The organism is Enterococcus sp. 7F3_DIV0205, from assembly GCF_002141365.2.
Lineage (GTDB): Bacteria > Bacillota > Bacilli > Lactobacillales > Enterococcaceae > Enterococcus_L > Enterococcus_L palustris.
Genome location: NZ_CP147244.1, coordinates 2087763 through 2112979, shown reverse-complemented (window position 1 = coordinate 2112979; position 25217 = coordinate 2087763). Strand labels below are relative to the sequence as shown.

At 36.0% G+C, this 25217-nt stretch carries 30 protein-coding genes and 1 pseudogene; 25 read left to right on the top strand and 6 right to left on the bottom strand.

What is annotated here, in order from left to right; translation table 11 throughout:
• Positions 1–4: 4 nt before the first annotated feature.
• From A5821_RS10100 to A5821_RS10080, 5 genes are all read left to right on the top strand, one after another.
• Positions 5–1237: a metallophosphoesterase family protein gene (locus A5821_RS10100; protein ID WP_086314452.1), complete on the top strand. Its 1233-nt coding sequence runs from the start codon at positions 5–7 to the stop codon at positions 1235–1237.
• On the top strand, positions 1234–3930 hold the full coding sequence (locus tag A5821_RS10095; protein WP_086314451.1) for an ATP-binding protein: 2697 nt from the start codon (positions 1234–1236) through the stop codon (positions 3928–3930). The genes A5821_RS10100 and A5821_RS10095 overlap by 4 nt, the downstream gene beginning before the upstream one ends.
• 2 nt (positions 3931–3932) lie before the next feature.
• Entirely contained in the window at positions 3933–4877 is a 945-nt protein-coding gene (locus A5821_RS10090) for a 3'-5' exoribonuclease YhaM family protein (protein WP_086314450.1), read from the top strand.
• Between the two features lie 18 nt (positions 4878–4895).
• On the top strand, positions 4896–5354 hold the full coding sequence (locus A5821_RS10085; RefSeq protein WP_086314449.1) for an ASCH domain-containing protein: 459 nt from the start codon (positions 4896–4898) through the stop codon (positions 5352–5354).
• An 86-nt stretch (positions 5355–5440) separates the two neighbouring features.
• A complete protein-coding gene (locus tag A5821_RS10080) occupies positions 5441–6286 on the top strand; it encodes a PhzF family phenazine biosynthesis protein (protein WP_086314448.1) in 846 nt (281 codons plus the stop codon).
• A gap of 314 nt (positions 6287–6600) precedes the next feature.
• On the opposite strand, the gene A5821_RS10075 is transcribed toward A5821_RS10080, so the two are convergent.
• From A5821_RS10075 to A5821_RS10065, 3 genes are all read right to left on the bottom strand, one after another.
• On the bottom strand, positions 6601–7632 hold the full coding sequence (locus A5821_RS10075; protein WP_086314447.1) for a peptidylprolyl isomerase: 1032 nt from the start codon (positions 7630–7632) through the stop codon (positions 6601–6603).
• 302 nt (positions 7633–7934) lie between these two features.
• Complete coding sequence (locus A5821_RS10070; RefSeq protein WP_086314446.1) at positions 7935–8276, bottom strand: YtxH domain-containing protein; 342 nt, start codon at positions 8274–8276, stop codon at positions 7935–7937.
• Positions 8276–8704: an HIT family protein gene (locus tag A5821_RS10065; RefSeq protein WP_086314445.1), complete on the bottom strand. Its 429-nt coding sequence runs from the start codon at positions 8702–8704 to the stop codon at positions 8276–8278. The genes A5821_RS10070 and A5821_RS10065 overlap by 1 nt, the downstream gene beginning before the upstream one ends.
• Before the next feature lie 135 nt (positions 8705–8839).
• Here A5821_RS10065 and A5821_RS10060 point away from each other — a divergent pair, with 135 nt between their 5' ends.
• From A5821_RS10060 to trmB, 5 genes are all read left to right on the top strand, one after another.
• Entirely contained in the window at positions 8840–9577 is a 738-nt protein-coding gene (locus tag A5821_RS10060) for an ABC transporter ATP-binding protein (RefSeq protein ID WP_086314444.1), read from the top strand.
• 1 nt (position 9578) lies between these two features.
• Complete coding sequence (locus A5821_RS10055) at positions 9579–10796, top strand: ABC transporter permease (protein ID WP_086314443.1); 1218 nt, start codon at positions 9579–9581, stop codon at positions 10794–10796.
• A gap of 2 nt (positions 10797–10798) precedes the next feature.
• Positions 10799–11668, top strand: a complete 870-nt coding sequence (dat, locus tag A5821_RS10050) for a D-amino-acid transaminase (RefSeq protein WP_086314442.1) — start codon at positions 10799–10801, stop codon at positions 11666–11668.
• A gap of 104 nt (positions 11669–11772) precedes the next feature.
• Positions 11773–12552: a phosphotransferase family protein gene (locus A5821_RS10045; RefSeq protein WP_086314441.1), complete on the top strand. Its 780-nt coding sequence runs from the start codon at positions 11773–11775 to the stop codon at positions 12550–12552.
• A gap of 115 nt (positions 12553–12667) precedes the next feature.
• Positions 12668–13312, top strand: a complete 645-nt coding sequence (gene trmB, locus A5821_RS10040; RefSeq protein ID WP_086314440.1) for a tRNA (guanosine(46)-N7)-methyltransferase TrmB — start codon at positions 12668–12670, stop codon at positions 13310–13312.
• A gap of 67 nt (positions 13313–13379) precedes the next feature.
• Here trmB and A5821_RS10035 read toward each other — a convergent pair whose 3' ends face one another.
• Positions 13380–13721 carry a PepSY domain-containing protein gene (locus tag A5821_RS10035; RefSeq protein ID WP_086314439.1) on the bottom strand — a complete coding sequence of 114 codons (342 nt, stop codon included), beginning with the start codon at positions 13719–13721 and terminating at the stop codon, positions 13380–13382.
• 239 nt (positions 13722–13960) lie between these two features.
• Here A5821_RS10035 and pepA point away from each other — a divergent pair, with 239 nt between their 5' ends.
• The 4 genes from pepA (at position 13961) to ytpR (ending at position 16680) form a co-directional block, all read left to right on the top strand.
• Positions 13961–15037, top strand: coding sequence for a glutamyl aminopeptidase (gene pepA / locus A5821_RS10030; RefSeq protein WP_086314438.1), 1077 nt, complete (start codon positions 13961–13963; stop codon positions 15035–15037).
• Positions 15038–15047: 10 nt separating this feature from the next.
• On the top strand, positions 15048–15362 hold the full coding sequence (locus A5821_RS10025; RefSeq protein WP_086314437.1) for a thioredoxin family protein: 315 nt from the start codon (positions 15048–15050) through the stop codon (positions 15360–15362).
• Between the two features lie 63 nt (positions 15363–15425).
• Positions 15426–15887 carry a universal stress protein gene (locus A5821_RS10020; RefSeq protein ID WP_086314436.1) on the top strand — a complete coding sequence of 154 codons (462 nt, stop codon included), beginning with the start codon at positions 15426–15428 and terminating at the stop codon, positions 15885–15887.
• A 175-nt stretch (positions 15888–16062) separates the two neighbouring features.
• Entirely contained in the window at positions 16063–16680 is a 618-nt protein-coding gene (gene ytpR, locus A5821_RS10015; protein ID WP_086314435.1) for a YtpR family tRNA-binding protein, read from the top strand.
• 56 nt (positions 16681–16736) lie between these two features.
• On the opposite strand, the gene A5821_RS10010 is transcribed toward ytpR, so the two are convergent.
• On the bottom strand, positions 16737–17021 hold the full coding sequence (locus A5821_RS10010) for a hypothetical protein (RefSeq protein WP_086314434.1): 285 nt from the start codon (positions 17019–17021) through the stop codon (positions 16737–16739).
• A gap of 154 nt (positions 17022–17175) precedes the next feature.
• Positions 17176–18492: a S1C family serine protease gene (locus tag A5821_RS10005; RefSeq protein ID WP_086314433.1), complete on the bottom strand. Its 1317-nt coding sequence runs from the start codon at positions 18490–18492 to the stop codon at positions 17176–17178.
• A gap of 424 nt (positions 18493–18916) precedes the next feature.
• On the opposite strand from A5821_RS10005, the gene rlmH reads away from it, so the two are divergent.
• From rlmH to A5821_RS09950, 11 genes and pseudogenes are all read left to right on the top strand, one after another.
• The gene (gene rlmH, locus A5821_RS10000; RefSeq protein ID WP_086315683.1) at positions 18917–19396 is read left to right on the top strand and encodes a 23S rRNA (pseudouridine(1915)-N(3))-methyltransferase RlmH; all 480 of its coding nucleotides are present in this window, start codon (positions 18917–18919) and stop codon (positions 19394–19396) included.
• A 106-nt stretch (positions 19397–19502) separates the two neighbouring features.
• Positions 19503–19790 carry a TIGR04197 family type VII secretion effector gene (locus A5821_RS09995; RefSeq protein WP_069640256.1) on the top strand — a complete coding sequence of 96 codons (288 nt, stop codon included), beginning with the start codon at positions 19503–19505 and terminating at the stop codon, positions 19788–19790.
• Complete coding sequence (locus tag A5821_RS09990) at positions 19790–20017, top strand: hypothetical protein (protein ID WP_086314432.1); 228 nt, start codon at positions 19790–19792, stop codon at positions 20015–20017. The genes A5821_RS09995 and A5821_RS09990 overlap by 1 nt, the downstream gene beginning before the upstream one ends.
• Positions 20018–20184: 167 nt before the next feature.
• Positions 20185–21882, top strand: coding sequence for a polymorphic toxin-type HINT domain-containing protein (locus tag A5821_RS09985; RefSeq protein ID WP_339098536.1), 1698 nt, complete (start codon positions 20185–20187; stop codon positions 21880–21882).
• A 15-nt stretch (positions 21883–21897) separates the two neighbouring features.
• Positions 21898–22239, top strand: a complete 342-nt coding sequence (locus tag A5821_RS09980; protein WP_086314430.1) for a hypothetical protein — start codon at positions 21898–21900, stop codon at positions 22237–22239.
• A gap of 232 nt (positions 22240–22471) precedes the next feature.
• Complete coding sequence (locus tag A5821_RS09975) at positions 22472–22651, top strand: hypothetical protein (protein WP_339098535.1); 180 nt, start codon at positions 22472–22474, stop codon at positions 22649–22651.
• Positions 22652–22701: 50 nt separating this feature from the next.
• Entirely contained in the window at positions 22702–23145 is a 444-nt protein-coding gene (locus A5821_RS09970) for a hypothetical protein (protein ID WP_249921864.1), read from the top strand.
• Between the two features lie 3 nt (positions 23146–23148).
• Positions 23149–23529, top strand: a complete 381-nt coding sequence (locus A5821_RS09965) for a hypothetical protein (protein WP_086314428.1) — start codon at positions 23149–23151, stop codon at positions 23527–23529.
• Positions 23530–23771: 242 nt separating this feature from the next.
• On the top strand, positions 23772–24053 hold the full coding sequence (locus A5821_RS09960; RefSeq protein ID WP_249921863.1) for a DUF960 family protein: 282 nt from the start codon (positions 23772–23774) through the stop codon (positions 24051–24053).
• Between the two features lie 48 nt (positions 24054–24101).
• Positions 24102–24572 (top strand): annotated as a pseudogene (locus A5821_RS09955) (JAB domain-containing protein).
• A gap of 58 nt (positions 24573–24630) precedes the next feature.
• Positions 24631–24942 carry a hypothetical protein gene (locus tag A5821_RS09950; protein WP_086314426.1) on the top strand — a complete coding sequence of 104 codons (312 nt, stop codon included), beginning with the start codon at positions 24631–24633 and terminating at the stop codon, positions 24940–24942.
• Positions 24943–25217 lie beyond the last annotated feature (275 nt).

Genomic DNA, 25217 nt, shown 5'->3' with positions numbered 1-25217 from the left:
TCTAATGAAAGTATTGCATACGGCAGATTTACATCTGGATCGGTCTTTTGAAGGCCTAAAGAATAGTTCAACGCAAATTTCCGAAAAATTACAGCAAGCCAATCATGAAGTCATTACAGCGATTGTTGATATAGCAATAAGGAATCAAGTGGATGCAGTTATTTTAGCTGGAGACACTTTTCATCAAAGCCGGACATCGATCCGAACGCAAGCGTATTTTATCGATGAAATGAAACGTCTAGATCAAGCTAAAATCCCTGTGATCATGTCATTTGGCAATCATGATTATTATGTGGCAGAGCGCTATTGGTTCGACTTTCCTAAAAATATGTTTCTTTTTCAAAAAGAGCAAGTCGAAACACATTATTTTATGACGAAGAATCAGGAAAAAGTAGCGGTTACAGGGTTTAGTTATGAACATCCTTGGATCAATGACGATAAACTATCAGCGTTCCCTACAAAAGATGCGGCAGCAGATTTACATATCGGAATTTATCATGGTGATACGACAAATAATGGTCAGCAGAATTACGCACCGTTTTCATTTAGTGAGATGAAAACCAAAGGCTATGACTATTGGGCCTTGGGGCATATACACCAGCCTCAGGTAGTTAGTGCAGATCCTTTGATTGTATATCCGGGGACACCGCAAGGACATACAAAAAAAGAACGGACTGTTCAAGGTGTCGCAATCGTTTCAATAGAATCAGGTCATGCGACGGTTCATTTCGAACCCGTAGCCAAAGTTACTTGGCAGGTGGAGAAATACTCATTGAGACAAGCTAAAAGCCTGCAGGAAACGTTAAGTCTTCTTACGGAGCATCTTTTAAAAGAAGAAACGCGCGGCGGACAACTGATTTTAACGGAAATCAAGTTAACCGATACAGAACAACTAGGTGAGGAATTCCGAATATCCTATGAAAATGGTGAGCTACTTCACTATTTACAAACAACATTGCTACAACAGACAAATCACTCATTATTTTTATTCCAAGTAGAGGTGATGACGGATGATCTGGATAAAAAAGTAATGATCACTGCCGATCCTGAGTTGTTGAAGCAATTAGAACATAACTATTTACAACCGGAGATATTTTCAAATACGTTGCAAGAACTAATACAAAATCCAGTATTTTCTTCGATTGTACAGATAAACGAAGAGTGGCGTGAGCGTAGTATTGAACAAGCAGATCAAAAAATCAAAGCAGATTTTGTTATTCAGGAGGATCAGCCATGAAACTCATTGCAATAGAGCTTGTTGGATTTGGTAAATGGCAACAGCATAAGATTGAGTTTTTACCAAAAAATCAATTATTTTTTGGGACAAATGAAGCTGGAAAGTCAACAATCTATCAATTTATTCAAGCGATGCTTTTTGGCTTTCCACCTAAGGGCAAGCGAAAAAAGGATTATCAACCGAAAAATGGTGCAGCATACGGCGGACGCTTGTGGTTTTCTCATCCAATTTATGGGGAAGTTCAAGTCGAACGTTTCAAAGGTCAAAATAAAGGACAAGCAAAAGTCTATTTTAATGATCAAATAGGTGATGAGTCAACGTTGGAGAAGATGCTCCATCCATTGACTAAAGAGTTATTTCAGTCAGTTTTCACCTTCCAGCAAGAACAACTTAGTCAGCTAGAAAAATTGAGTGAAGAAGAATTACAAACGTCCTTACTCTCTTTAGGCTTATCTGGAAGTCAGCAGTTGTTAGTTAGTCGAGAAGATTACTTCAAGCGCGCTCAGGTAGTTTACAAGGGCAAAGGAAGCCAACCGCCATTAAACCAAAAACTGAATGCGTATCAACTTTTACAGCAAAAAATCAATGAGAAAGAACAGCAGGAACGTCCTTTCCAACAATTGATCGCTGAACTAGCAGGTACAGAGCGATCGATAGCAGAAAAACGTCAAAAAGCGCAAGAATTGAAGACCCAGTTGGCGCTGGTGGAAAAGCAAGTAATGAATTTACCTTTGTATGAAGAGCTACAATCTATTGAACATACAAAAACAGATACCGTCTTAACTCCTGACGAAAAAGAGACCTTACTTTCAATTTATCAGCAACATCGTTTTTTGAGTGAAGAACTGACACGGTTGAACCAAAATATTGCCGCACAAAGTGAGACAGAAGCGCAAACCGAGGATTACCAGTTTTACTTAAAAGAAGAAGGACATATACAGCAATTACTCAATCAACGTTATGAGATCGATAAATTGCTTTCGGAGATCAATTGGATGACCCAATCCTTACAACAAAATAAGCAAGAAATGTTTCCTTTAGAAAAACAGTGGGGATGGAACTCAAAGACACCACCGCAGTTGACTTTTGAAGAGCAAGCAGTCAATGAATTGCGAGATGAGATTGTCGCACGGACAGTCAAATTACAAACAACTCAAACTGATTTGAAGTTATTGGAAGAAGAAATTGCAACACGTGAAGAAAATTTAAGTACTTTTGAAACAATCAATAAAGAAATGTTCCGAAAGAATCATCGACAAACGAAAAAAACAGTCAATTTATTTTATTGTGGCGTTGCGGGACTCTGCTTATTGTTGAGTTTCTTTTTACCAACGCCGCTTAGATATGGAACATTCTTATTGAGTGCAGGATTTTTGATTGCGGGGTTATTTCCATTATTTTATCAGCCAAAAGATACCTATGAAGGTGAAAAAAGGCAATGGCAGGAAAAGTTATCTCAATTGGATTATTTGAATGATCAGCTATTAAAAATAAAAGCTGAAATCAAAAAAATCAATGAAGAAGAAAAAGAAATGTCTGAATATATTGCTCAAAAAGTGAAAGAAAACCATTTAGGTCGTATGGATCAAGTTGAGTTTTGGCTGACTCATCGCACAGATATTACCCGTTATTTGATTTTACTTAATACGAATCAAGAGCTGGAAAATCAGCTGAAAGAAGACCAGAAACGGATGACCAAGTTAGCCGAGCAGACGGAGCGATATACGGCACGATTGCCGATAGCTGGAACTTCATTGGGAGAGAGAATTCGTGTAATCAGTAATTTTGCTGATAAGATGGAAAAAGTTCGTTTTGCACAAGAGTACCAAGCAGACGCTTATACACGTCAAACGATTCGAGAAGTCAAAGAAAAGCAACAGCAAGTGACCGATCAAGCAAGACCATTGTTGCATCGTTTCCAGATTGCTTCTATAAATGAAATTCCAAATAAAATCAAAGGTTATCAAGAAGCTAATGCGAATTATAAGCGAAAACAAGAATTACAAAGGATGCTAGTAGGAGTATATCCAGAATCAAGTGATCCTAAACAACTACCTTCCAGACAAATAGCGCTAACACAAACACTTAATGACGTAGAAGAAAGTATCCAACAATTACAGGAGAAAGAACAGAAACTCCTATATCAGCGTCAACAAATGTTGGCGGATGGAACATTAGATGAACTTTATCAAAAACGTGCAGAACTTATGACTGAGATAGAGGAACTTGCTTTAAATTGGTCAGCTAATCAATTAGCGGGGCAAGTGTTGATGGATCTATTAACGGAATTATCTGAAAAGCAATTACCTAATTTGCTGAAAAAAGCAACGGATTATTTCAAACTTTTGACACGAAATACTTATCGAGCGATTCAATTACAGGAAGAGCAATTGATCGTAGTTCGTGAAGATCAACAGCGTTTTATGCTGCATGAGCTATCCACTGGGACAAGAGATCAAGTCATAATGGCAGTTCGGTTTGCTTTTCTTTATTTACAGGAACATCGCAGTTTATGCCCAATCATGATCGATGATGGTTGGCTGCATTACGATAGTCAAAGAAAAGAGCAATTAGCACAACTGTTTGCTGTTTTTTCCGAACATCAACAAGTCATCTGTTTTTCTTCCGACCAGGAAATGGTAAGCTATTATAAAGAGTTGAAACAACCGATTATAGAATTAGAAGGAGCATGAGTATGAAAAAAATCCGTGAACTAACTGTAGATGAGACATTTGAATTATTTCTTTTGATCAAAAACGCCGATGTTCGTATGGCGAAAAACGGGAAAAAATTTATTGCGTTTACTTTTCAAGATACATCTGGCACAATCGACGGGAAATACTGGGATGCATCAGAAGAAGAAATCAGCCGATTTACAGCAGGAAACGTTATTCTTTTGAATGGAAAAAGAGAAGTATACCAAGGGAATCCCCAAGTGAAGATCATGCATATGCGTGTAGCGCGTCCAGATGAACCTAGTCAACCGACTTTATATATGGAACGTGCACCATTAAAACGGGAAGATATGGTTGAAGAAATCAATCAAATCGTTTTTGAAATCACCAATGCACACTGGCAACGTATTGTTCGTTATTTATTGACACAATATCAAAAAGAATTTTTTGATTATCCGGCAGCGAAGAGAAACCATCATGCATTTGCAAATGGTTTAGCGTATCATACAGTATCTATGCTTCGTTTAGGAAAAGCAATTTGTAAAGAATACAATGAATTGAATGCAGCTTTGCTTTATTCTGGAATTATTTTACATGACTTAGGCAAGGTTAAAGAACTTTCTGGTGCGATGACTACGGAGTATACACTATCAGGAAATTTGATTGGGCATTTAGTGCTTGTGGACGAAGAAATTACCAAAGCATGTATTGCGCTGAAAATCGATGAAAATGATGAAGATGTGATCGTGTTGCGTCATATGGTTTTAGCGCATCATGGTTTATTAGAATATGGTTCACCAGTTCGCCCACGAATTATGGAGGCTGAAGTGTTACATCAAATCGACAATATTGACGCATCGATCCAAATGATGTTAGGATCAGTTCGCCAAACAGAACCAGGGCAATATACAGATCGAATTTTTGGATTAGACAATCGTAGTTTTTATGTACCAAAGGATATTTAAGTGAGTTAGGAGAAAAAAATGAACCAATCAGTGATAGATTTATGGTCACAGTTCAAAACACACTATTCGCTTACACATGATACGTATGATGCTTGGGCCTTTGGTAATTCACCAGAAATGGCAGACGAGCTATTAGCACATGTTCTTAAAGGAGAAAAGACTGGCACGTCTTCGTTATATGTTTTATATGAATTAGAGCAAGAACAGGTTCCTAAAGTAGAGAGCTATAGCGTGTTACTGGACGGAAATGATCAAGCGCAAGCGGTTATTTGTACGAAGGTAGTAGAGATTCTCCCGTACTCTCAAGTATCAGAAGTTCATGGATATCTTGAAGGGGAAGGGGATCGTACATTGAACTATTGGCGTAGTGTACACCAGCCTTTTTTTGAGCAAGAGTTAAAGAAGTATGGGCAAACATTTTCTGAGGATCTGTTGATCGTTTACGAACTCTTTGAATTAGTTTATCAAAAAAAATAAACAAGAAAGAGCTTGATTTAATCTCTCAAATATACGCAGTGTTTCTTATGTTACAATTTATTATTAGGTGAGGAAGGCAGTGTCTTATGAAAATATCCGTTTATGTTGCAAGTGGATTTAGCAAGAATCATAAAGGTGGCAATAAGGCAGGAGTGGTATTGAATGAGAATACATTGACCACTGCTCAAAAAATGGCAATCGCCAAAGAATTAGGGTATGCAGAAACCGCATTTATAACTGAATCTAAAATTGCTGATTACAAATTTGAGTATTTTACACCAAAAGAAGAAGTTGATTTATGTGGTCATGCGACAATTGCCTCGTTCGCAGTATTGATGCATTTAAATAAAATTATAAGAACTCACTATACAATTGAAACGAACAGTGGTGTTCTGACTATTACCATAAAAGATGACACCATATTCATGGAGCAAAACAAACCGATATTCTACGAGGTTGTGCCATTTAATCAATTGATCGACTGTTTCGATATTGAAGCTATAGATACTAAATACCCAATTCAAATTGTGTCTACAGGATTAAAAGATATCTTAATTCCTATAAAAAGCGAAACACAATTACATGGATTACAACCTGATTTTGAAAAAATCAAAGAAATCAGCAAGTATTATAAGGTTGTTGGGATGCACCTATATACGTTTAATAATGATCGAATTATCTGCAGAAATTTTGCACCACTTTATGATATCAATGAAGAAGCGGCTACAGGAACGTCAAACGGTGCTTTAGCTAGTTACCTTTATCAACAACTCAATTTGCAAAAAGAAGAGTATGTATTTGAACAAGGTGATTCTCTACAATTGCCTTCCGAAATATTCGTTAGATTAGCTGCCGATAGCAAGAATGAAATAGCAAAAGTTTATGTTGGTGGTACAGGTTATTATTGTGAAACTATCTATTTTGATGTATAAAGCACTACGTAAAATAGATGTTCATGAATCAAAGACTTTAAACAAACTCCTTAAATGAGAGAGTTTGTCTAAAGTCTTTTTTATGGGGTTATAACCTAAGGTTTTTAGTGATTCTTCTGGATGAGAAAATAGGTTATGAAGGATAGGTAGTAATTATGATTTTGTCCCGAAGAGTTACTAACGATAGAAAAGAGCTCACTTCTGTTTCATCTGTATTAGTAGTGAAAGTAAAAAAACAATCACTCATCCTATGCATTCTGTCTCCAAATAAAAAAAGGAGTTGACTTGATTGTCAACTCCTTTTTTTATTTGGATTATTTAGAAGAATCTTCTGTTTTACTTGAAGAGTCTTTAGATTTTTCAGAATCACTTGATTTAGAATCTTTTTCTTTAGAAGAAGATTCTTTTTCGTCTTTCTTAGAAGAGTCGCTTGATTTAGCTGAATCTTTTGTTTCAACTAAGCCAGCTAATACATCTTTAAAGGCGTCATCTTTGATTTTAACATTTGCTGCAGTTAAAACTTCAGACGTTACTTTTTGAATGAATTCTTGATCGTTTTGTTTAGCTGTTTCAGCAATTTTCTTCAACTCTTTTTTGTAAGGAGCCATGTCGTTGCCTTTTGCTTTGTTTTTCACCATTTTTACGATAGTGAATGTTGATTGGTAACCAGTTGCGTCAGTTGCTTGGATCGGTTCAGAAACTTCACCATCTTTTAATTTGAAAGCAGCTGTTTTTACTGGTTCAGCAATTGTTTCTGTTTGAGAGTCAAATTTTACTTTGCCGCCATCTTTTTTAGTTGCTTCATCTGTTGATTTCTCTTTAGCGATTTTTGCAAAGTCACCGCCATCATTTAATTGTTTCTTGATTTCTTTTGCTTCATCTTCTGTTGCAACTTGGATAACTTGCGCTTCTACTTCAGGATGGAATGTTTCCCATGCTGCTTTTAAATCTTCATCAGTGATTTTGATGTGTGCTTTGATTCCAGCTTGATATGCAAGACTTTGTTTAATTTGTTCTTTATAACTTTTCTCTGTAAGTCCAGCGCTTTTTAATTGTTCTTCAAAGTTTCCACCTTGATCTTTGATGTTTTTCTTTGTTTCATCAAATTTAGCTTGTACATCTTTGTCTGAAACATCTTTGCCATATTTTTGATCAAATACTTTAAAGATAATCATTTGTTGAACAGTTTGTTGACTTTGTTGGCTTGCTTTTGTTTGGTTGTAGAAATCTTCAACAGTGATTGTTCCGCCTTTCATTGTTGCGATATCTTTTGATCCGCCTGAACAAGCAGCTAATGCAAAGATACTGAATACGCCGGCTGCGGCTAAAATTAGTTTTTTCTTCATTTTTGTAAGCACTCCTAAGTTTGTTTTATTTTTTATTATGTAGAAATAATTTCTCACGGTTATAACTATACCACACTATGTTTCATAAAAGAAATACGTAAGTGATAGTTTCAAAGAATTTTCGAATTTAGGACACAATTTAATCTATAAAAACGGTCGATTTTAAGAAATTTAGCCTAAATTGAGAGAATAATCGTTTAAATAAACGAGTTACGAGTATCGAAAAATAGTAATTATTTGAATTTAATTGAAAAAAGAGGCTGAGCTATAACTCTATGAGTCACTGCTCAACCTCAATTATTCTAATCTTCCGTTGGCATTTCAGGTAATTCAGATTGAATTTTTTCAACTTGTTCTTGGAGTTGATCAAGTCTTGGTTCTACTTGAAACATAAAGTTTTCAACGTCTTGATTGATCCCATCGATAAAAGGCTCGATATACATATCTGCTGCAGCTTGTAATGCTTGTGCAGATTCTTTGAAGTGGTCAAGTTTTTCATTAAAATCTTCTTTTAAATCAGACCAGTCTTCTAATTCATCCACAAATTTTTGTCGAGTCGCTTTACCGCTTCGAGGCGCAAAAAGCAAACCGCTAGCAGCTCCAACGACTGCGCCAAATAAAATTCCTTTAGAAAATTTACTCATTATTGTTCCACCTGCTTCATGATTTTTTCAGCTATCTCCTGCATTTCCTCAGAAGAATAGATTCCTTGGTTGTTTCCAAAGTGAATGGAGAAGTCATCGGTTTTACCGTATCTAGGTATTAAGTGAATGTGTGAATGAAAAACGGATTGATAAGCAAGTTCTTTATTATTGTTGATGATGTTTAGTCCATCCATTTCAGGAAATGCTTTTTCTAAAGCACGTGCTACTTTAGGAACGCGTGCAAAAACTTCTCCAGCAAGTGTTGGCTCATACTCAAAAATATCGGTCACATGTTCTTTAGGAACAAGTAAAGTATGGCCTTTGGTCACTTGAGTAATGTCTAAAAAGGCATAAACCTTATCATCTTCATAAACTTTGTAGCTCGGAATTTCGCGATTGATGATTTTACAAAAAATACAGTCTGTCATGGTTTCCCTTCTTTCTTTTTGCTGTTTCTTTTACTTTACCATACCTTGAAATTTATTTGGGAGGAAAAGTTCATGAAACCTTCAAAAAGTTCGTGGTATAATAGATTCACGATAAAAAAAGTTGGAGGTACATAAATGAGCTTAGTAATTGAGCATTTAACAGGAGGCTATGGTCATATTCCTGTTTTAAAAGATATTAATTTTGAAGTAAAATCTGGTGAAATGGTGGGCCTGATAGGCTTAAATGGTGCTGGAAAGAGTACGACGATCAAAAATGTGATTGGGTTATTAACACCGCAAAAAGGAAAAATTTCTATTGATGGAGAAACATTGAAGCAACAACCTGAAAGCTACCGTAAAAAAATCGGTTATATTCCTGAGACTCCTTCGTTATATGAAGAGTTAACATTAAGAGAGCATATCGAAATTACTGCAATGGCTTATGATATTCCGATTGAAGAAGCGTTCAAACGTGCAGATACTTTATTAAAAACTTTCCGTTTAGAAAATAAGTTGGATTGGTTTCCTGCTAATTTTTCAAAAGGGATGAAACAAAAAGTTATGGTGCTGTGCGCCTTTTTAATTGAGCCAAGTTTGTATATCATTGATGAACCATTTTTAGGGTTGGATCCCTTGGCAATTCATGCATTATTAGAATTAATGGACGAAATGCGCAATCAAGGAGCAGCTATTTTAATGTCGACACATATTTTAGCGACCGCTGAACGATATTGTGATCGCTTTGTTGTCTTACATGATGGGGAAGTTCGAGCAGTTGGTTCGATGGAAGAGTTGCGTGAAGAATTTAGTTTACCTGGTTCTTCTTTGGATGATATTTATATCGCATTAACGAAAGAAGAAAAGGTGGGGTAGTATGTCTGGATTTTTTGGCATTCGTTTAGCACGCCATTTGAAAAAAATGATGAAGTATATGCGGTATGTTTTTAACGATCATTTTATTTTGGTTTGTGTCTTTTTATTGGGCGGCTTGGGTTTTTATTATTCGCAAGTGTTAAAAACATTACCAGAAAATTTTATCTGGGGTAGACCGATCGTTTTAGTATTTTGGCTTGTGTTGTTGCAGATCGGTCGTATTGCAACTTTGGCTGAGGAAGCAGATAAAGTATTTATTTTACCAAAAGAGCCTGAGATGAATACTTATTTGAATCGAGCTATACGCTACTCATTTTGGTTACCGATTGTAGCATTATTTTTGATGGGTGGTATGTCAATGCCGCTAGTGGTAGTTTCGACAGGATGGGCTTTTTCAACATTTTTCTATTTTATTGTCATGTTGGGTATTTTAAAGGCCAGTCATTTGCGGTTACAAAAATATGAGTTGTATCAAGTCACGTCACGTGAACGCAGTTTGTGGTTTGCAGTGTGGTTAGCGACAAGTATTGTAGCGATTGGGCTTAGTCTATATGTATTACCTTTAGCTGGGCCTTTGGCAGCGGGGGTACAGGCTGTATTATTTTATCTTGTATTGAAGAAAAAAGAAGCAGCTGTGTCATTAGACTGGGAACTGATGGTTCAAAAAGAAAAAAATCGGATGCATCGTATTTACCAATTTATCCACTTATTTACAGATGTACCAGAAATTTCTAGTAGTGTGAAGCGTCGGAAATTCCTTGATCCATTATTGAATAAAATCAAGAAAACGAGTCAAAATACTTATTTATACTTGTATGCCCGCAGTTTTTTAAGAGGTTCTGAGTATAGTGGCTTATTCATTCGGTTGGTGCTCGTTGCAGGAGTGATTTTATTTTTCTTAAAAGAATTTTGGATTTCAATGGGTGTGTCGGTTTTATTTATTTATCTGATCGGGTTCCAGTTGATTCCAATTTATACGCAATTTGATTACATGGTAATGACGCATTTGTATCCTGTGCCAAATGGACAAAAAAAACAAGCAGTGGGTAAACTTGTAACAGTGTTGTTGCTTGTAGCAGCGATTTTGTTCAGTCTCTTCGTTTTAATTGCGTTACCTGACTTTAAAGAAGCAGCGATGGTCGTTGTTGCGTTGATAGTTGAAGTATTGTTATTTGCTAAGTTTTATGTTCCGTATCGTTTGAAGAAAATGGAGGCTTAAAGATGCATATTTTATGGAATGACCAAATTGTTGAACGTGAAGAAGTCAAAATCGACATTGAAGATCGTGGTTATCAATATGGTGATGGTTTGTATGAAGTGGTTCGTGTATATAACGGTCATTTGTATATGATGGAAGAACATTTGGATCGACTTTGGAGTGGTGCTGAAAAAATCAGAATGCACTTGCCTTTTTCAAAAGAATCGTTAACGGCCAATTTGAAAAAACTAGTTGAAATTGAAGGAATCAAAGATGGAAAACTTTATTTTCAAGTAACAAGAGGGATTGACTCGCCGAGAAATCACGCCTTACCGAATCCTGAAAAAGTCAAAGGGGTTTTAACGGCTAATATTAGACCGTATGAGCGTCCTATACAAAAGATGGCAGAAGGGATCTCTGTTGCTGTAGTTCCTGATACACGTTGGTTGCATTGTGATATCAAGTCATTGAGTTTACTAGGCAATGTGTTGTCATTGGATGATGCTCGCCAGCAAGGATTTGATGATGCCGTACTTGTGCGTGATGATAAAGTAACAGAGGCGTCAGCTGCGAATTTTTGGGTAGTTAAAGATGGCACTGTTTATACACATCCAGATGGTAATTTGATTTTACCAGGAATTACTAAAATGAAAATTATAGAATTAGCAAAAGAGCTAGAAATTCCAGTCAAGGAAGAAGCAGTGTATGAGGAAGAATTATTTACAGCAGACGAATGTTTTGTTTCTGGTTCATTAACAGAAATCGTTCCAGTCGTAAAAGTGAATGAGCATATCGTAGGAACAGGAAAACCTGGAAACATTACGAAACAGCTAATAAATGCTTATATTGCGAGTGTTGATATGACGTGCGGCACGTCAGAAAACGAATTTTAATATTAAAAGAACAAGAGAGATGCTTGACGTTAAACGCTATGGAAGCTAAAATGATACTTACTGCAAATAATTATTAGAAGTTGTTAAGATAGGAGATAATTTCCATGGCATTTCAGTTGGATAAAGAATGGCGCTTGCAGCCAATAAAAGGCGCAACTGGCCAAACTTTCATGGGTATACGTGCGACTGAAAGAGTATTTATTAAACGAAATACTTCTCCTCTTTTGGCCGCGTTGTCTAAAGAAGGAATTGCCCCTAAGCTAGTTTGGACGAAACGGACAGTGACAGGCGATATTTTAACGGCACAAGAATGGCTTGATGGTGAAGTACTTAAAGCCCAAGAGATTGGTCAAAGAAACGATGTTGTTGACGTGCTTTATCATTTACATCATTCGCATATGCTGAAAAGTATGCTTGGAAAAATCGGTGGTCAGATCCAAACGCCTGAAATGATGCTTCATGCATATGGCGATAGATTGCCTAAAGAACTTCAAAATAATTCGTATCTTGCCAGAGTTTATCATTACTTGCAAGAGAATATACCAAATTATTCTATTCATAATTATATGGTCGTTCATGGGGATGTTAATCATCGTAATTGGATCGTATCAAATAATTATCTGTATTTAGTTGACTGGGATTCTGTAATGATTGCTGATCCAGCTTTAGATTTAGGGATGTTGCTAGGACATTATGTCCCGCGTGCAAGTTGGAACAAATGGCTATTATCTTATGGGATGCGTCCGAGTGAGGAAGCGTTGACGCGAATCAAATGGTACGCACTATTTAATTTTCTCCAAGAAATTTTACGGCATTATCAATCAGGAGAAAAACGGGAAATGAATGCAGAGATCTTGAAGCTAAAGCGAGCTTTTGGGTATTAAAAAAGGTGAACATTTGCTTTTACCGTGAACTTAAATAGATAGAGGGCAGCGCAAAACGAATTCTGTTTTGTCCTACCCTCTTAAAATTTGTTATTAAAGAAAGGAAACACAAAGTATGAGAATGAGAAAAAGACCTGGAGCAGCTGAACTTCTGGCTAGTCATCCCGAATTAGTAGTTGACGAGCCTTCTAAATGGCAAGGACGTTGGGCTGAACGATTTGGGAATGATCATCCTATTCATATTGAAATAGGCTCAGGTAAGGGGCAATTTGTAGTAGGAATGGCAAAAGCAAACCCAAAAATCAATTATATTGGGATCGACATGCAACTAAGTGTCCTTTCGATTGCTTTAGAAAAAGCTTTGAAAGAAGAGTTGCCGAACTTGCAATTACTTCATGTCAACGGAGAAGAATTGACACAATACTTTGCAGAGAACGAGATAGATCAAATTTACTTGAACTTTTCTGATCCATGGCCAAAGACCAGACATGAGAAACGTCGTCTGACGTTTAAATCGTTTTTAGCAACAGATGAAGAAATTCTAAAACCGAATGGAGAAATTCATTTTAAAACAGATAATCGTGGTTTATTCGAGTATTCATTAAGTAGTTTTTCAAAATATGGTATGGTTCTGGAACAAGTTTGGCTAGATTTACATGCTAGTGATTATGAAGGAAACATCATGACAGAGTATGAAGCAAAATTTTCTGCAAAAGGGCAACCGATTTATCGTGTAGAGGCACGATTTCAATCTGAATAAGACCAAAAAAAGAACAGTTGAAACAGCACAATGTTATACGTGCTTGTTTCAACTGTTCTTTGTATTCTTAATCCTTGATTCTTTTAACGTCAATCACAGTTCCAGTAAAGGCGTCAGCGGTGAATTCATACTGAACCATAGTACCGTCTTCTAAGCGTGAAATACCGCCATTGTAGGTTTTTGAATGAACGGCAAATTTTCGTAGTGGTTTTTTCTCAAATTCGATCCAAGATCCTTCGATGGGTCCTTCTTTCAAAAAGGCTGCTTTGACATTTTCTAAAACCAAATCAGCATCCAATGTCCGTTTTTTCTGATACCATAATGTAGAAGCAATACCACTTATAATTCCTAAACTTACACCAATTGCTAAGCCACCTTTAAAATAGCTTAATTCATTTTCTTCATTCATGGGGAATAACCTCCGAGTATTTTCAAATGTTTGCCAAAATCATTCAGCGTTAACTATATTCTAACACATTGTATGAAAATATCGAAAAACAAAAAACGTGGGCAATTGAAAAATTTTGCGTTATAATGAATGTGAAATCATATGAAAGGAGTATCTGCCGTTTTTGTTTGAAAGTAATGTTATTTTTAGCAAAAAGGAATAAGTGATCCTAAGCGGGAGAACTGGCAGATAATACAACGATGGAAGAAAAAACATTTCAACGCATCAAAGAACTAACAGAATTACAAGGAACAAGCGGATTTGAAGATGATATTCGTGCGTATATGAAAAAAAATATGGCCCCATTAGTAGACGAGATTCAATATGATGGTTTAGGTGGGATTTTTGGTCTAAAAAGAGCGAAAGAACAAGATGCGCCACGTGTTATGGTTGCGGCTCATATGGATGAAGTCGGCTTTATGTTGACACAAATCAAAGACAACGGATTATTCCAAGTTGTTCCTTTAGGCGGCTGGAATCCTTACGTGGTTTCTGCGCAACGTTTTACTTTAAAAACAAGTAAAGGCAATTATCCATGTATCTCTTCTTCTGTGCCACCTCATTTATTACGTGGCACAAGTGGTCAAAAACAGTTAGAAGTAACAGATATTCTCTTCGATGCTGGATTTGAATCAAAAGAAGAAGCAGAAAGTTTCGGTGTGCGTCCAGGTGATTCGATCGTGCCTCAAACAGAAACGATCAAAACTGCTAATGGCAAAAACATTATTAGTAAATCATGGGATAACCGCTACGGTTGTACATTAGTCTTAGAAGCATTAGAAGCACTGCAAAATGAACAATTAGGTCATACGCTGATTGCTGGAGCAAATGTACAAGAAGAAGTTGGTTTACGTGGTTCTAAACCTTCTGTGCACAAATTTAATCCAGATCTATTCTTTGCAGTAGATTGTTCCGCTGCAGATGATATTCAAACGAAAAAAGGGACATACGGTCATTTAGGTGAAGGAACATTATTACGTATTTACGATCCAGGAATGATCACATTACCTCGTGTACGTGAATATTTATTAGACACAGCAGCAACACATAACATTCCTTACCAATACTTCGTTTCTAAAGGCGGTACGGATGCTGGTGCAGCTCATACAACAAACAATGGTGTACCAAGTACAGTTATCGGCGTTTGTGGACGTTACATCCATACGCATCAAACAATGTTCAATATCAAAGACTTTGAAGCAGCTCGTGAAATGCTGATTCAAGTATTAAAAGGTCTAGATAAAACAACTGTTAATACGATCATTTACGGAAAGTAGAGGGTAGTTTATGATTATTCCAACATCATATGAAGAACTGGCAGGCTATGTCTCAGAAGGAAAAAGTGTCTTTTTCTTCACTGCAGATTGGTGTGGTGACTGCCGTTTTATCAAACCAGTAATGCCTGAAATCGAGGCTGAATTTCCAGATTTTCGTTTTATTGAGGTAGACCGTGATAAGTTTATGGATCTGGCTTCTGAGTGGACTATTTTTGGAATTCCAAGTTTTGTAGTCACTGAACAAGGTAAAGAGCTGGGTCGTCTGGTCAATAAAGACCGTAAAACGAAAGAAGAAATTACAACCTTTTTAAAAAGTGTAAGTTAAGTTTTAATCAACAATAATTAGCCGATTCAAAAGAGAAAATAAAACAATCGGGAGATGGATACTATGTTAACACAAACGTATAAGACTATTTTAGTTGGTGTAGATGGTAGTGATCAAGGGAATTTAGCCTATCAACAAGCAATTGAAGTAGCTAAAAGAAACAATGGTCGTGTGATTGTCGCTCATATTATAGAAAATAAAGTCTATACAATGATGGGATATTCCTCTTTGAATGATAGTTTATTAGATCAAGAAACGGAAAATGCAAGAGAATTACTGGATGACTGTAAAGCATATGCTAAAAGTGTTGATTTTTCTCAAGTAGAACCTGTTGTTGCTTATGGTTCAGCAAAAGAAGTAATGTGTAACGATTTGCCAGAGAAATATAATGTTGATTTGATCATGGTAGGACAATCAGGCTTAAATGCTGTAGAGCGTTTAATGATCGGCAGTGTGAGCAGTTACATCATTCGTCACGCACCATGTGATGTTTTGATCGTTCATCCAGAGAAAAAGAAAAAATAAATAGCCAATGTAAAATAGGTGAAGCAAGGCGTAACCGTTTTGTTTCACTTATTTTTTCTTTATTGAATATTGAAAAGAAAAAATATCATGCAGACAAACTGTTTTTTTGTTAAGATAAGACAGAAGATATAGAGATGGTATCTTGAAAAATGATAAAAATGGAGTGAGTTAAAAAATGATTTTTGCTTATAATAAGGAGCATGTCGGCGATGTCTTGATGGTCATTGTGGCAGATGATAAAGGACAAGAAAATCGTGTGGAGCGTAAGGGCAATGTAGCACGTGTAAGTATAGCAGAAGACGGCCAAGTAGTTGCTTGGAACATCTTTGAAGCATCAACGCTTTTAGGTGAAATTGCAGGCGTAGGCCAAATTGAATTGACTAAGGAGCAATTAACGAAGGTAAATCAAGAACTTGGACAAGCTGGTTTTAATGAAACGCTAGTGGAAGAAAATGAGCCGAAAATCGTGATCGGTTTTGTAAAATCTTGTAAAAAGCATCCTGATTCTGATCATTTATCGATCACACAAACAGAAGTGGACAATGGTGAAGTTCTACAAATCGTTTGTGGTGCACCAAATATCAAAGCAGGGCAAAAAGTAGTTGTCGCAAAACCTGGTGCCATGATGCCAGATGGGTTGATGATTTGGCCTGGAGTTTTACGCGGTGTAGAAAGTTTTGGTATGATTTGTTCTGCTGGGGAATTGCGTTTACCAGATGCGCCAGCTAAAAAAGGAATTTTAGAATTACCATTTGATGCGGTAGTAGGAGAAGCATTTCCTGTAGGGAAATAAAACAATAAACCCGTAACAAAACAGAAAAAGGTTTTGTTACGGGTTTATTTTTATTGCTAATCGCCATTATACTCAGCGAAACTTGGACCGTTTGAACGGACTTTATTTTGTTCTGCTTCTTCTAAAGCGGTGAACAACGTGCTGTCATTCAAAAAAGTATTCCACTCAGCATACATCATGGCATTCAACTCATCCACAGAGCTATGGCCTAAAACCTCAGTACCTTCACCTTCATCTGTAACAAAATTTCCAGATTCATCGTGTTTTGCTTTTTTTAATTCCTCTAGATCGTGTTTTTTACTGAATAATTTATCCCATTCTTCACGTAATTTATGAGCCATAGTAAATCCCTCTTTCTAAAGTTTTATTTATCTTCATTTTATTATACTCTTGAATTTATTGCTCATATAAAGGTATGACTTTATAGCAAAAAACTAGGTTAAATGCTTTCCAATTTGAAGAGGAATGCATCACCTAGTTTTTTACTTACTATATTTATGGATTTTGTGAATTGTTTGAGTTAGCTGAGTTTTGTTTAAGTGCTGATTGGTCAATGGTTAATTCTACATCCACACTTTGTTCTTTTCCATCACGATAGAAGGTGATTTTCATTTTATCGCCGACTTTTTTCTTGTAAAGAGCACTTTGCAAATCAGTTACAGAATTGATCTCTTCACCGTCGATTTTAGTGATAACATCATATCTTTCAAGTCCTGCTTTATCCGCTGGAGTGGCAGTTTGAACGGTACGAACAAGTACCCCCATTTGAACTGATTCAGGAAGTTTTAAGATTTCTTTTCTTTGTTGTGTGGATACATTTGTTAATTCTTCCATTGAAATACCTAGCGCTGGACGTGTTACTTTGCCTTCTTTTTCCAATTGATTGATAATATTTACTACATCATTACTTGGAATCGCAAAGCCCATTCCTTCAACACTTACTTGGCTTTCAGATTGCACGATTTTAACAGAGTTGATCCCGATTACTTGACCTTCGATATTGACTAAAGGACCGCCTGAGTTTCCTGGGTTGATCGCAGCATCTGTTTGGATCGCATTGATATTGATCGCTTGACCGTTATTTTCGTTTTGGATATTTCTATTTAATGAAGAAATGATCCCTTGTGTTACTGAATTGGCATAAGCAGAACCTAGAGGTGAGCCGATAGCTAAAGCTGGTTCTCCGATTTTTAGCTTATCAGAGTTACCAAATTCAGCAATTGAATCTACTTTATCAGATGAAATCTTGATTACAGCAAGGTCAGTATAAGAATCTGTACCAACTAATTCTCCTTGAACTTTCGTACCATCGTGTAAAACAACCTCCAAGCCTTTCGCTTGATCTACTACGTGATTATTCGTAACAACGTAAGCTGTTTTTCCGTCTTTTTTATAAATTACGCCGCTACCTTCACTGGCAGCTTGCAAATCACTGTCTTTCGATTCAGCTCCATTCGATTCAGTACCGTCATTACCACCGAAGATACTGCCAAAACCACCAGCATCCGTATTTTGACTAGGGCTTTGTAAGTTGATAACTGAAACAACAGAATCTTTTACTTTATCAACAGCTTTAGTCACATCACTCGTTACATCTAAACTAACATTGGTCACTTTGGTATCGCCTTTGTTATCTTTTACTGAGTTTGTTGTTGGTGTATTAGATGAAGGTGAGTTTTGCCCTAGAAGAGTATAAGCACCACCAAAAGCGAGTGCACCTCCAAGTAATCCCCCAATTAAACCAATCCCAAATTTTTTAAATAATCCATTTTGCTTTTTATCTGAATCAGGTGTAACGTCTTTCTTTTGCATACAAGCAACCTCCTAATTAATTATCATTATTTATTATATTTAGTATAGTCTTTCAAGACACCTTTAGTCTACCCAAGAGCTTTGAATTTTTTATGAACAAGTTGGGGAGAAAAACAGATACAAATAATGAAAAAATGATAGTGCTGAAATACTTATACACAGTAAAGTGTGAAAAACTTTTGAAAAATAGAGGAAAAGTCCTGTGAAAAACTTATCCACAAAATGTGGATAATGTGGATAAATATATGGGAATATGTGTTTGTATCTCAAAATACTATGAAATAAAGGATAATTCAGCATAAACCTGTGGATAAGTCTGTGCATATGTGCATAACTTTGTGGGAAAGTATGTGGAAGACTCAAAACATTCATGATAAAATTGTTAACAAGTGAAAGAATTAAAACCGAAAGAGACGTGAATCTGTTGAAAATAAAAATTATTACTGTGGGTAAGTTGAAAGAGAAATATTTGGTTCAAGGAATAAACGAGTATTTAAAACGACTGCAAAGTTATGCAAAAGTAGAAATCATTGAAGTATCGGATGAAAAAGCACCAGAAAATTTAAGTGAAGCAGAGATGCTTCAGGTCAAAGGAAAAGAAGGCGAACGGATTTTAGCCAAAATTTCAGATCAGGATCATGTTTTTGTTTTGGCAATTAATGGGAAGCAGTTTAGCAGTGAGGACTTTTCTAAGGAAATCGAGCAGTTGGGTATTCATGGGAAAAGTCAGTTGGCGTTTGTGATTGGCGGTTCACTTGGATTGAGTGATGAGGTGTTGAAGAGAAGTCAGCAGCAGATGTCTTTTGGGAAATTGACTTATCCACATCAGTTGATGCGATTGGTTTTGGTTGAGCAGATTTATCGAGGGTTTCGGATAATGCGGGGGGAACCGTATCATAAGTAGGGGTATTTTTTTGCTTATTAACAAAAAGTATAGAAAATAGATATGCTCTTTAGTAAAGTTAAATAGACACAAAGTTAATGACTTGTTAAAAAAAGGAGAGTGAAGCATGTCGATTAATAGTAATTCTAGTATTGCCAGTGGGGTTTCAGCCTCATTTAGTCAATCAGCTAGTGCATTAAATAGAATATCCGTTTCTGTCAGCTCTGGACAAATCAACGTGGCTGGTAATAGCACTGCGATTGAAAGTTTTTCAACCTTTCAATCTAGTCTAAAAGGTGTCTCTAACAGTATTGTAAAAGCAGGGGACAATATAAATTCTGTTGCGAAAGAATTTGAACGCATTGACCAAAAAATTGCGCAGTTACCTACTCTTTCAATTGGAGGGATAAGGTAATGACGTTAACTTCGCAACAACGTTTTGACGATCAAAACTACCAGTTTCGAAATCAACTGGAAGAACTTCAAGAAGCACAACGAGACAATAAGAAAGACCAACAGTTTATTGAACAACTACAAGAACGATTCTATGCGTTACAACGACAAGAACAACGAATCTATCAGGAATCTCTAAATGAAGTAGAATCAGAAGAGAGAGATTTTTTTCGAGGAACGACAGGATGATAGTTTTCACTTATCACGACAAGCATTACAAGAATTTGAAGAGGAACAAGAACAGCTAGCGCAAGACCGTAAAACCTTGTTAGAAAAAGAAGACTCGGTCCGTTCAGCACATCGAAACTTCTTAAAAACAGAAGAGAAGGAGATGTCGAATGGGACTTAAATTCATTGTGTCAGAAGCACAAGCTAGAAGTTCGCAAGCAACACAAGTTAGTAGCCAAGCACAACAAGCTGTGTCTTCCTTACAACAAAGCATCCAACAGTTTTTATCTGCGCCTTTATCCAGTAAAGCCTATGATTCGGCTAAAAATTATTTTATGGTGGCGTATAAGCCTATTTGTCAGTCCATTATCATGACTGCCGAAGCTTTTACCAATGCGCATAAGAAATTTGTAAGTGAATATCAGGCTACTGTAGGTGGAGAAGATATAGATGAGGACAAAATTCAAGCAGAGATTGATCAATATCAAGAGTTATTACACACGATTGACGACTTGATTCGGGATGCGAAAAGACCTCGACCAGACTTAGAAAGACGTTCTATGAACGCTTATGAGGCCATGCAAAAGAGAAAAGAAAAACTGGAGAAATTACGGACATACAGCGCTCAGTCAACAAGCTTTTTTAGTGAATATAATTCTTCTCAACAAGAATTGAACACAGCGATTAATCAAGTAAAGGATTGTAAAGCGTGGAATGCCTCTACAGGGACTTTTGATCTCAAAAAACTAGATATGAACTGGGCAAAAGCTATTTCTAGTCGATGGGATGAAAGAGCAAAAAAAATGGAACAAGAGCATGCGGCTAAATTTAAAAAAGCTATGGAAGGGAGAAGGTATGTCCGTGTTCAGATAGCACCAGGTGTCTATGAATGGATGTGGGTAAAAGATCCGTTAAGAGTATCACAAGCAGATTTTGAATTTAATGAGACATACAAAGACTATCTTGCAATTTTGATGAATCCGAAAGAGAATGGGATACTGGATGACTATTTTGCTACAATGGCAGAAGAACTACGTACAGGAATGAATGCAAAAACAGGGAAACCATTAACAGATTTAGAAAAGGCCCAACGGTGGTCAACCGTATTGAGTGCCATATCTGTAGTTGCTATTGGTGCTTATTATGGTGGGAAAGGGTTAACGTCCAACAACAAAAAAACACCTAAGAAAACCAGTGGACCTATGTGCTTTGTTTCAGGTACACTTGTCTTGAGTGAACAAGGTCATAAACCGATTGAATCTATTCAAATAGGTGATAAAGTTTTTGCGAAGCATGAAAACTCTAATATTCAGTCTTATGAAAAAGTTGTTCAATTATTTGTTAGTGAAACTAGCAAACTTGTTCGAATTATGGTTGGTAATGAAATAATTGAAACCACTGAAGAGCATCCGTTCTATTTGCTAAACAAAGGATGGGTAAAGGCCAAAGAATTAATGTGTAATGACAATTTGATTGATAGTTTAGGAAATACATTACCAATCACCGATATTCAAAGTATCTGTCTAAATAAACCTATTAAGGTATATAATTTTGAAGTAGAGAATGCTCATACTTATTTTGTTTCTAATTTAAGTATATTAGTTCATAATATATGTGATGATGCTCTAAATAAATGGCATAAGGGGACTTTTTCTGATGCAAAAGCCTCTTTGATAAAGCATTTTGAGAAGCATGGAGCAGAAGTTAAAGCGAACTCTCTTGAGCAATATTTGAATAAAGCGGAAGATTTTAGTCGTAAACTAAAAGGCGCACGAACAAAAAAAATAGATTATCCTACACCTAATGTAGTAAGATATTACAAAAATGGGAAATACATTGATATTCATAAGCCGACAGGAAAAATAATATCATTTGGAAAACAATAAAAGGAGAATAAGGTTATGTGGAAAAATTTATCTTTAAAAAATGTTTCAAAAATCGAGCGATGTGTTGGTGAATATAATATATGGATGGTAGGAATTCTTCCATATGGTAAAATGAAAGTGAAAATTTATGAAGATAATTCAGGTACTTTCTCTGGTTATACAGATATTAATATAAAATTGAGGTCTGATGATAATTATCCAGAATCTGCTGTTGGTTTTGGTAAAACTCAGCAGGAAGCGTTGAGTGAAACGATAAAGAATTTTAATGAGCTTTTAGAAAGAGAATATCCAGAAGAACAGTTTCCAGAAGGCTTATCAGGAGATTATATTGAATATACAGAACCATCAGACTTCTAGCAAGATAAAAAGAGGCACTTTACTATCTGATTGAAGTTGGATAGTAAAGCTTTGACTAGTGAGCACGCACTCACTAATCAAGTTGCCAATAGCGGATAAAATTCAGTTCTATTTATTGTTAGAAACTCAAAATAAGTAAAATAATTAAAATGATATCAGGGTATGAAATGTTCTGATATCATTTTTTTGTATCACAATATGGAATAAAGACAAGAGGTTCATTTTCTAATGGATGTGGGTAAAAGATCCGTTAAGAGTATCACAAGCAGATTTTGAATTTAATGAGACATACAAAGACTATCTTGCAATTTTGATGAATCCGAAAGAGAATGGGATACTGGATGACTATTTTGCTACAATGGCAGAAGAATTACGTACAGGAATTAATGCAAAAACAGGGAAACCGTATTGAGTACCATATCTGTAGTTGCTATTGGTGCTTATTATGGTGGGAAAGGGTTAATGTCCAACAACAAAAAAGCACCTAAGAAAACCAGTGGGACTAACCCTACTAAAACAGATTTTGGCGCAGAGAATCCTGTCTCTGGAAAAGACTGGAATAATTACTTTAAAGATAAATATGGTGCTGGAAATGTTAATTGGAAACCTAACTCGTTAGAAGATATTATTTCTAATCCTGAAAGATTATACGGAAGTACTAAAAATGAAATCAAATCTATCCTAGGAGAGGGAGGGACTGAAGCGTCATATGGTTCAGCAGGTACTGGTTGGAAGTTTACTAATGATGGTGATGGAATGGTATTCTATCACCCCGGCGACGGAATACATGGAGGTTCATATTATGGATTTTCAACGGGAGACACCGGTAAAGTTAAAATTGTTGGAGAAGATTATATAGATTTTTCAAATGATAAAGCAACTATTATAAAGTTTGGAGGTGAGTAGTAGTTGAAAAAACTATCTTTAGGTGGAAAGTTTGATTGGTTTATAGATACTTTGAATAAAAGTGGCCTGTTTATTTTAAATTTATCTGATAAAGAAATAGAAACATTTATTTTTGAAGATTTAATTGTGGGTGTTACTTCTTTTTTCAGTAAAAATAATTTAATTGAGCTGAAAGAGAATGGATTAATTGATGAAGAGATTGAAGAAAAGGCCTATCTTCTCAGAAAAAAAATATTGAATATTGATAATACAGATTTGTGGAATATTGATAGTGTAAGACAAAGTTCTGAGTGGCTAGACATATTTGAATTGTCTGATGAATTGAAGAAAAAGCTTCATGAAAGATGGTCAGATGAAGAAATAGAATACTTGAAAACAATATAAAATGAAACTTCCCTATACCAATCGTATAGGAAAAGATAACTTGTAGATGAGTGTTACATCTGAGAAGAGTGAAACCAATTTATAATAGTATCATGAAGGTAAACTGATGTATCTAACTCAAAAACAACTATATATTATATCTACGAAGATCAATCATCTTAAATGGTGGTTGGTCTATTTTTGTGTTTTAAGGAGGGAATAAAAAGTTTGATAACAAAGAAAATCGTTACATCACGATGGGAGTGAACGAACAAGTACCAAAAGAAATCCAATTATATTGCTGGAAATTAATCGACAAAAAAAGAAGTGAACCTGAAACAGAATTAGACTACTTGCAAATCTTTGAGTTCAATCCAGATAACCAACGCCAGGCAATTGAAGTGATTCATCGACAAGAAGAACCATTTTTCATTGATCATCATATCTACACCATAAAGGAAAAGATAGCTGATTTCCAAATTAAAAAATTATGGGCGATCGATGATGGTAGTCATCAAACGATGTTATTACCAGAAGACTATTAGTTGGCATTTTTCTAGGAGCCAACCACAACAATCAAAAAGGAGAAAGACATGAAAACAAATCAACCGAGAAAGCGTGTAGCTATTGTCAGTCTTGAACTGGTGAAAGAAGCCTCCACTTTTTACGCCGCTAGAACCTGTACTAGTCCACAAGCAGTCTACGAGTTATTCGCCCCGTTTATTGAAACAAAAGACCGGGAACATTTGGTGGTCGCTGGTTTAAACATAAAAAATGAACCAACAGCTATTCAAGTTGTTCATATAGGAACCATCAATCAGTCACTCGCTTTTCCTAGAGATATCTTAAAGATGGCGCTCTGATCAAATAGTGTTTCTATTTGTGTCGGGCATAGTCATCCTTCAGGTAGCGTGACCGCTTCATTAGCAGATATTGAATTTACTGCGAAGTGAGGAAAAGCCTGTCGATTGCTTCAAATCAATTTACAGGATCATTTGATAATTGCTAGTGATGGAAACTATTTATCTATGAAAGCAGAAGGTTATATAACTGATAGTAAGTAAGGAAGTCTTATGAGGGAAGCTCATAAGGTTATTTTTATACCATAGAAAGGAAAAAGCCATGTTAAATGAAGCAATGAACATTTTACAAAAACACACGCATCTTGTAACAGTAAAAGAGGAATGGAGCTATGAATCTGTCACACTGGAGAGAGAAGAACTAGACGAAGCGACTCTTCCAGAAGGAGCCAAAAAACAATTACCAAAACTAGTAATGACCCATTTATATTTATATGTAGATGATCAAGACAATGAATATGTTGTGTATTTTCTTACTGATGTTACGAGCCAAACCACGTATATCAAAGGTTTATTAAAGAATAATACACGACTCTATTCCAAACTTTTACCAATGAAGGATGGAGCTGAATGACCAAAGAGGAATTTTTAGAATTGGTTTGTCACTGTATGATGCAAATAGTAGCGGCAATAAGAGAGGGGCGAGAGTAAATGAGGTTATGGATTCGTTTAGCGTGTTTAGTCATTACGACAGTTATCCCTGAATTAATTAACTATCATGGATAGAAAAAGGAGAAGAAAATGATTCAAAAATGAAAAATAACGATTCAATCTGAATCATGGTCGAATACTGAAGTAATCGACCTACAAGTCGCTTCTATCATCTCTAATATGACAGGAAATAGCTTG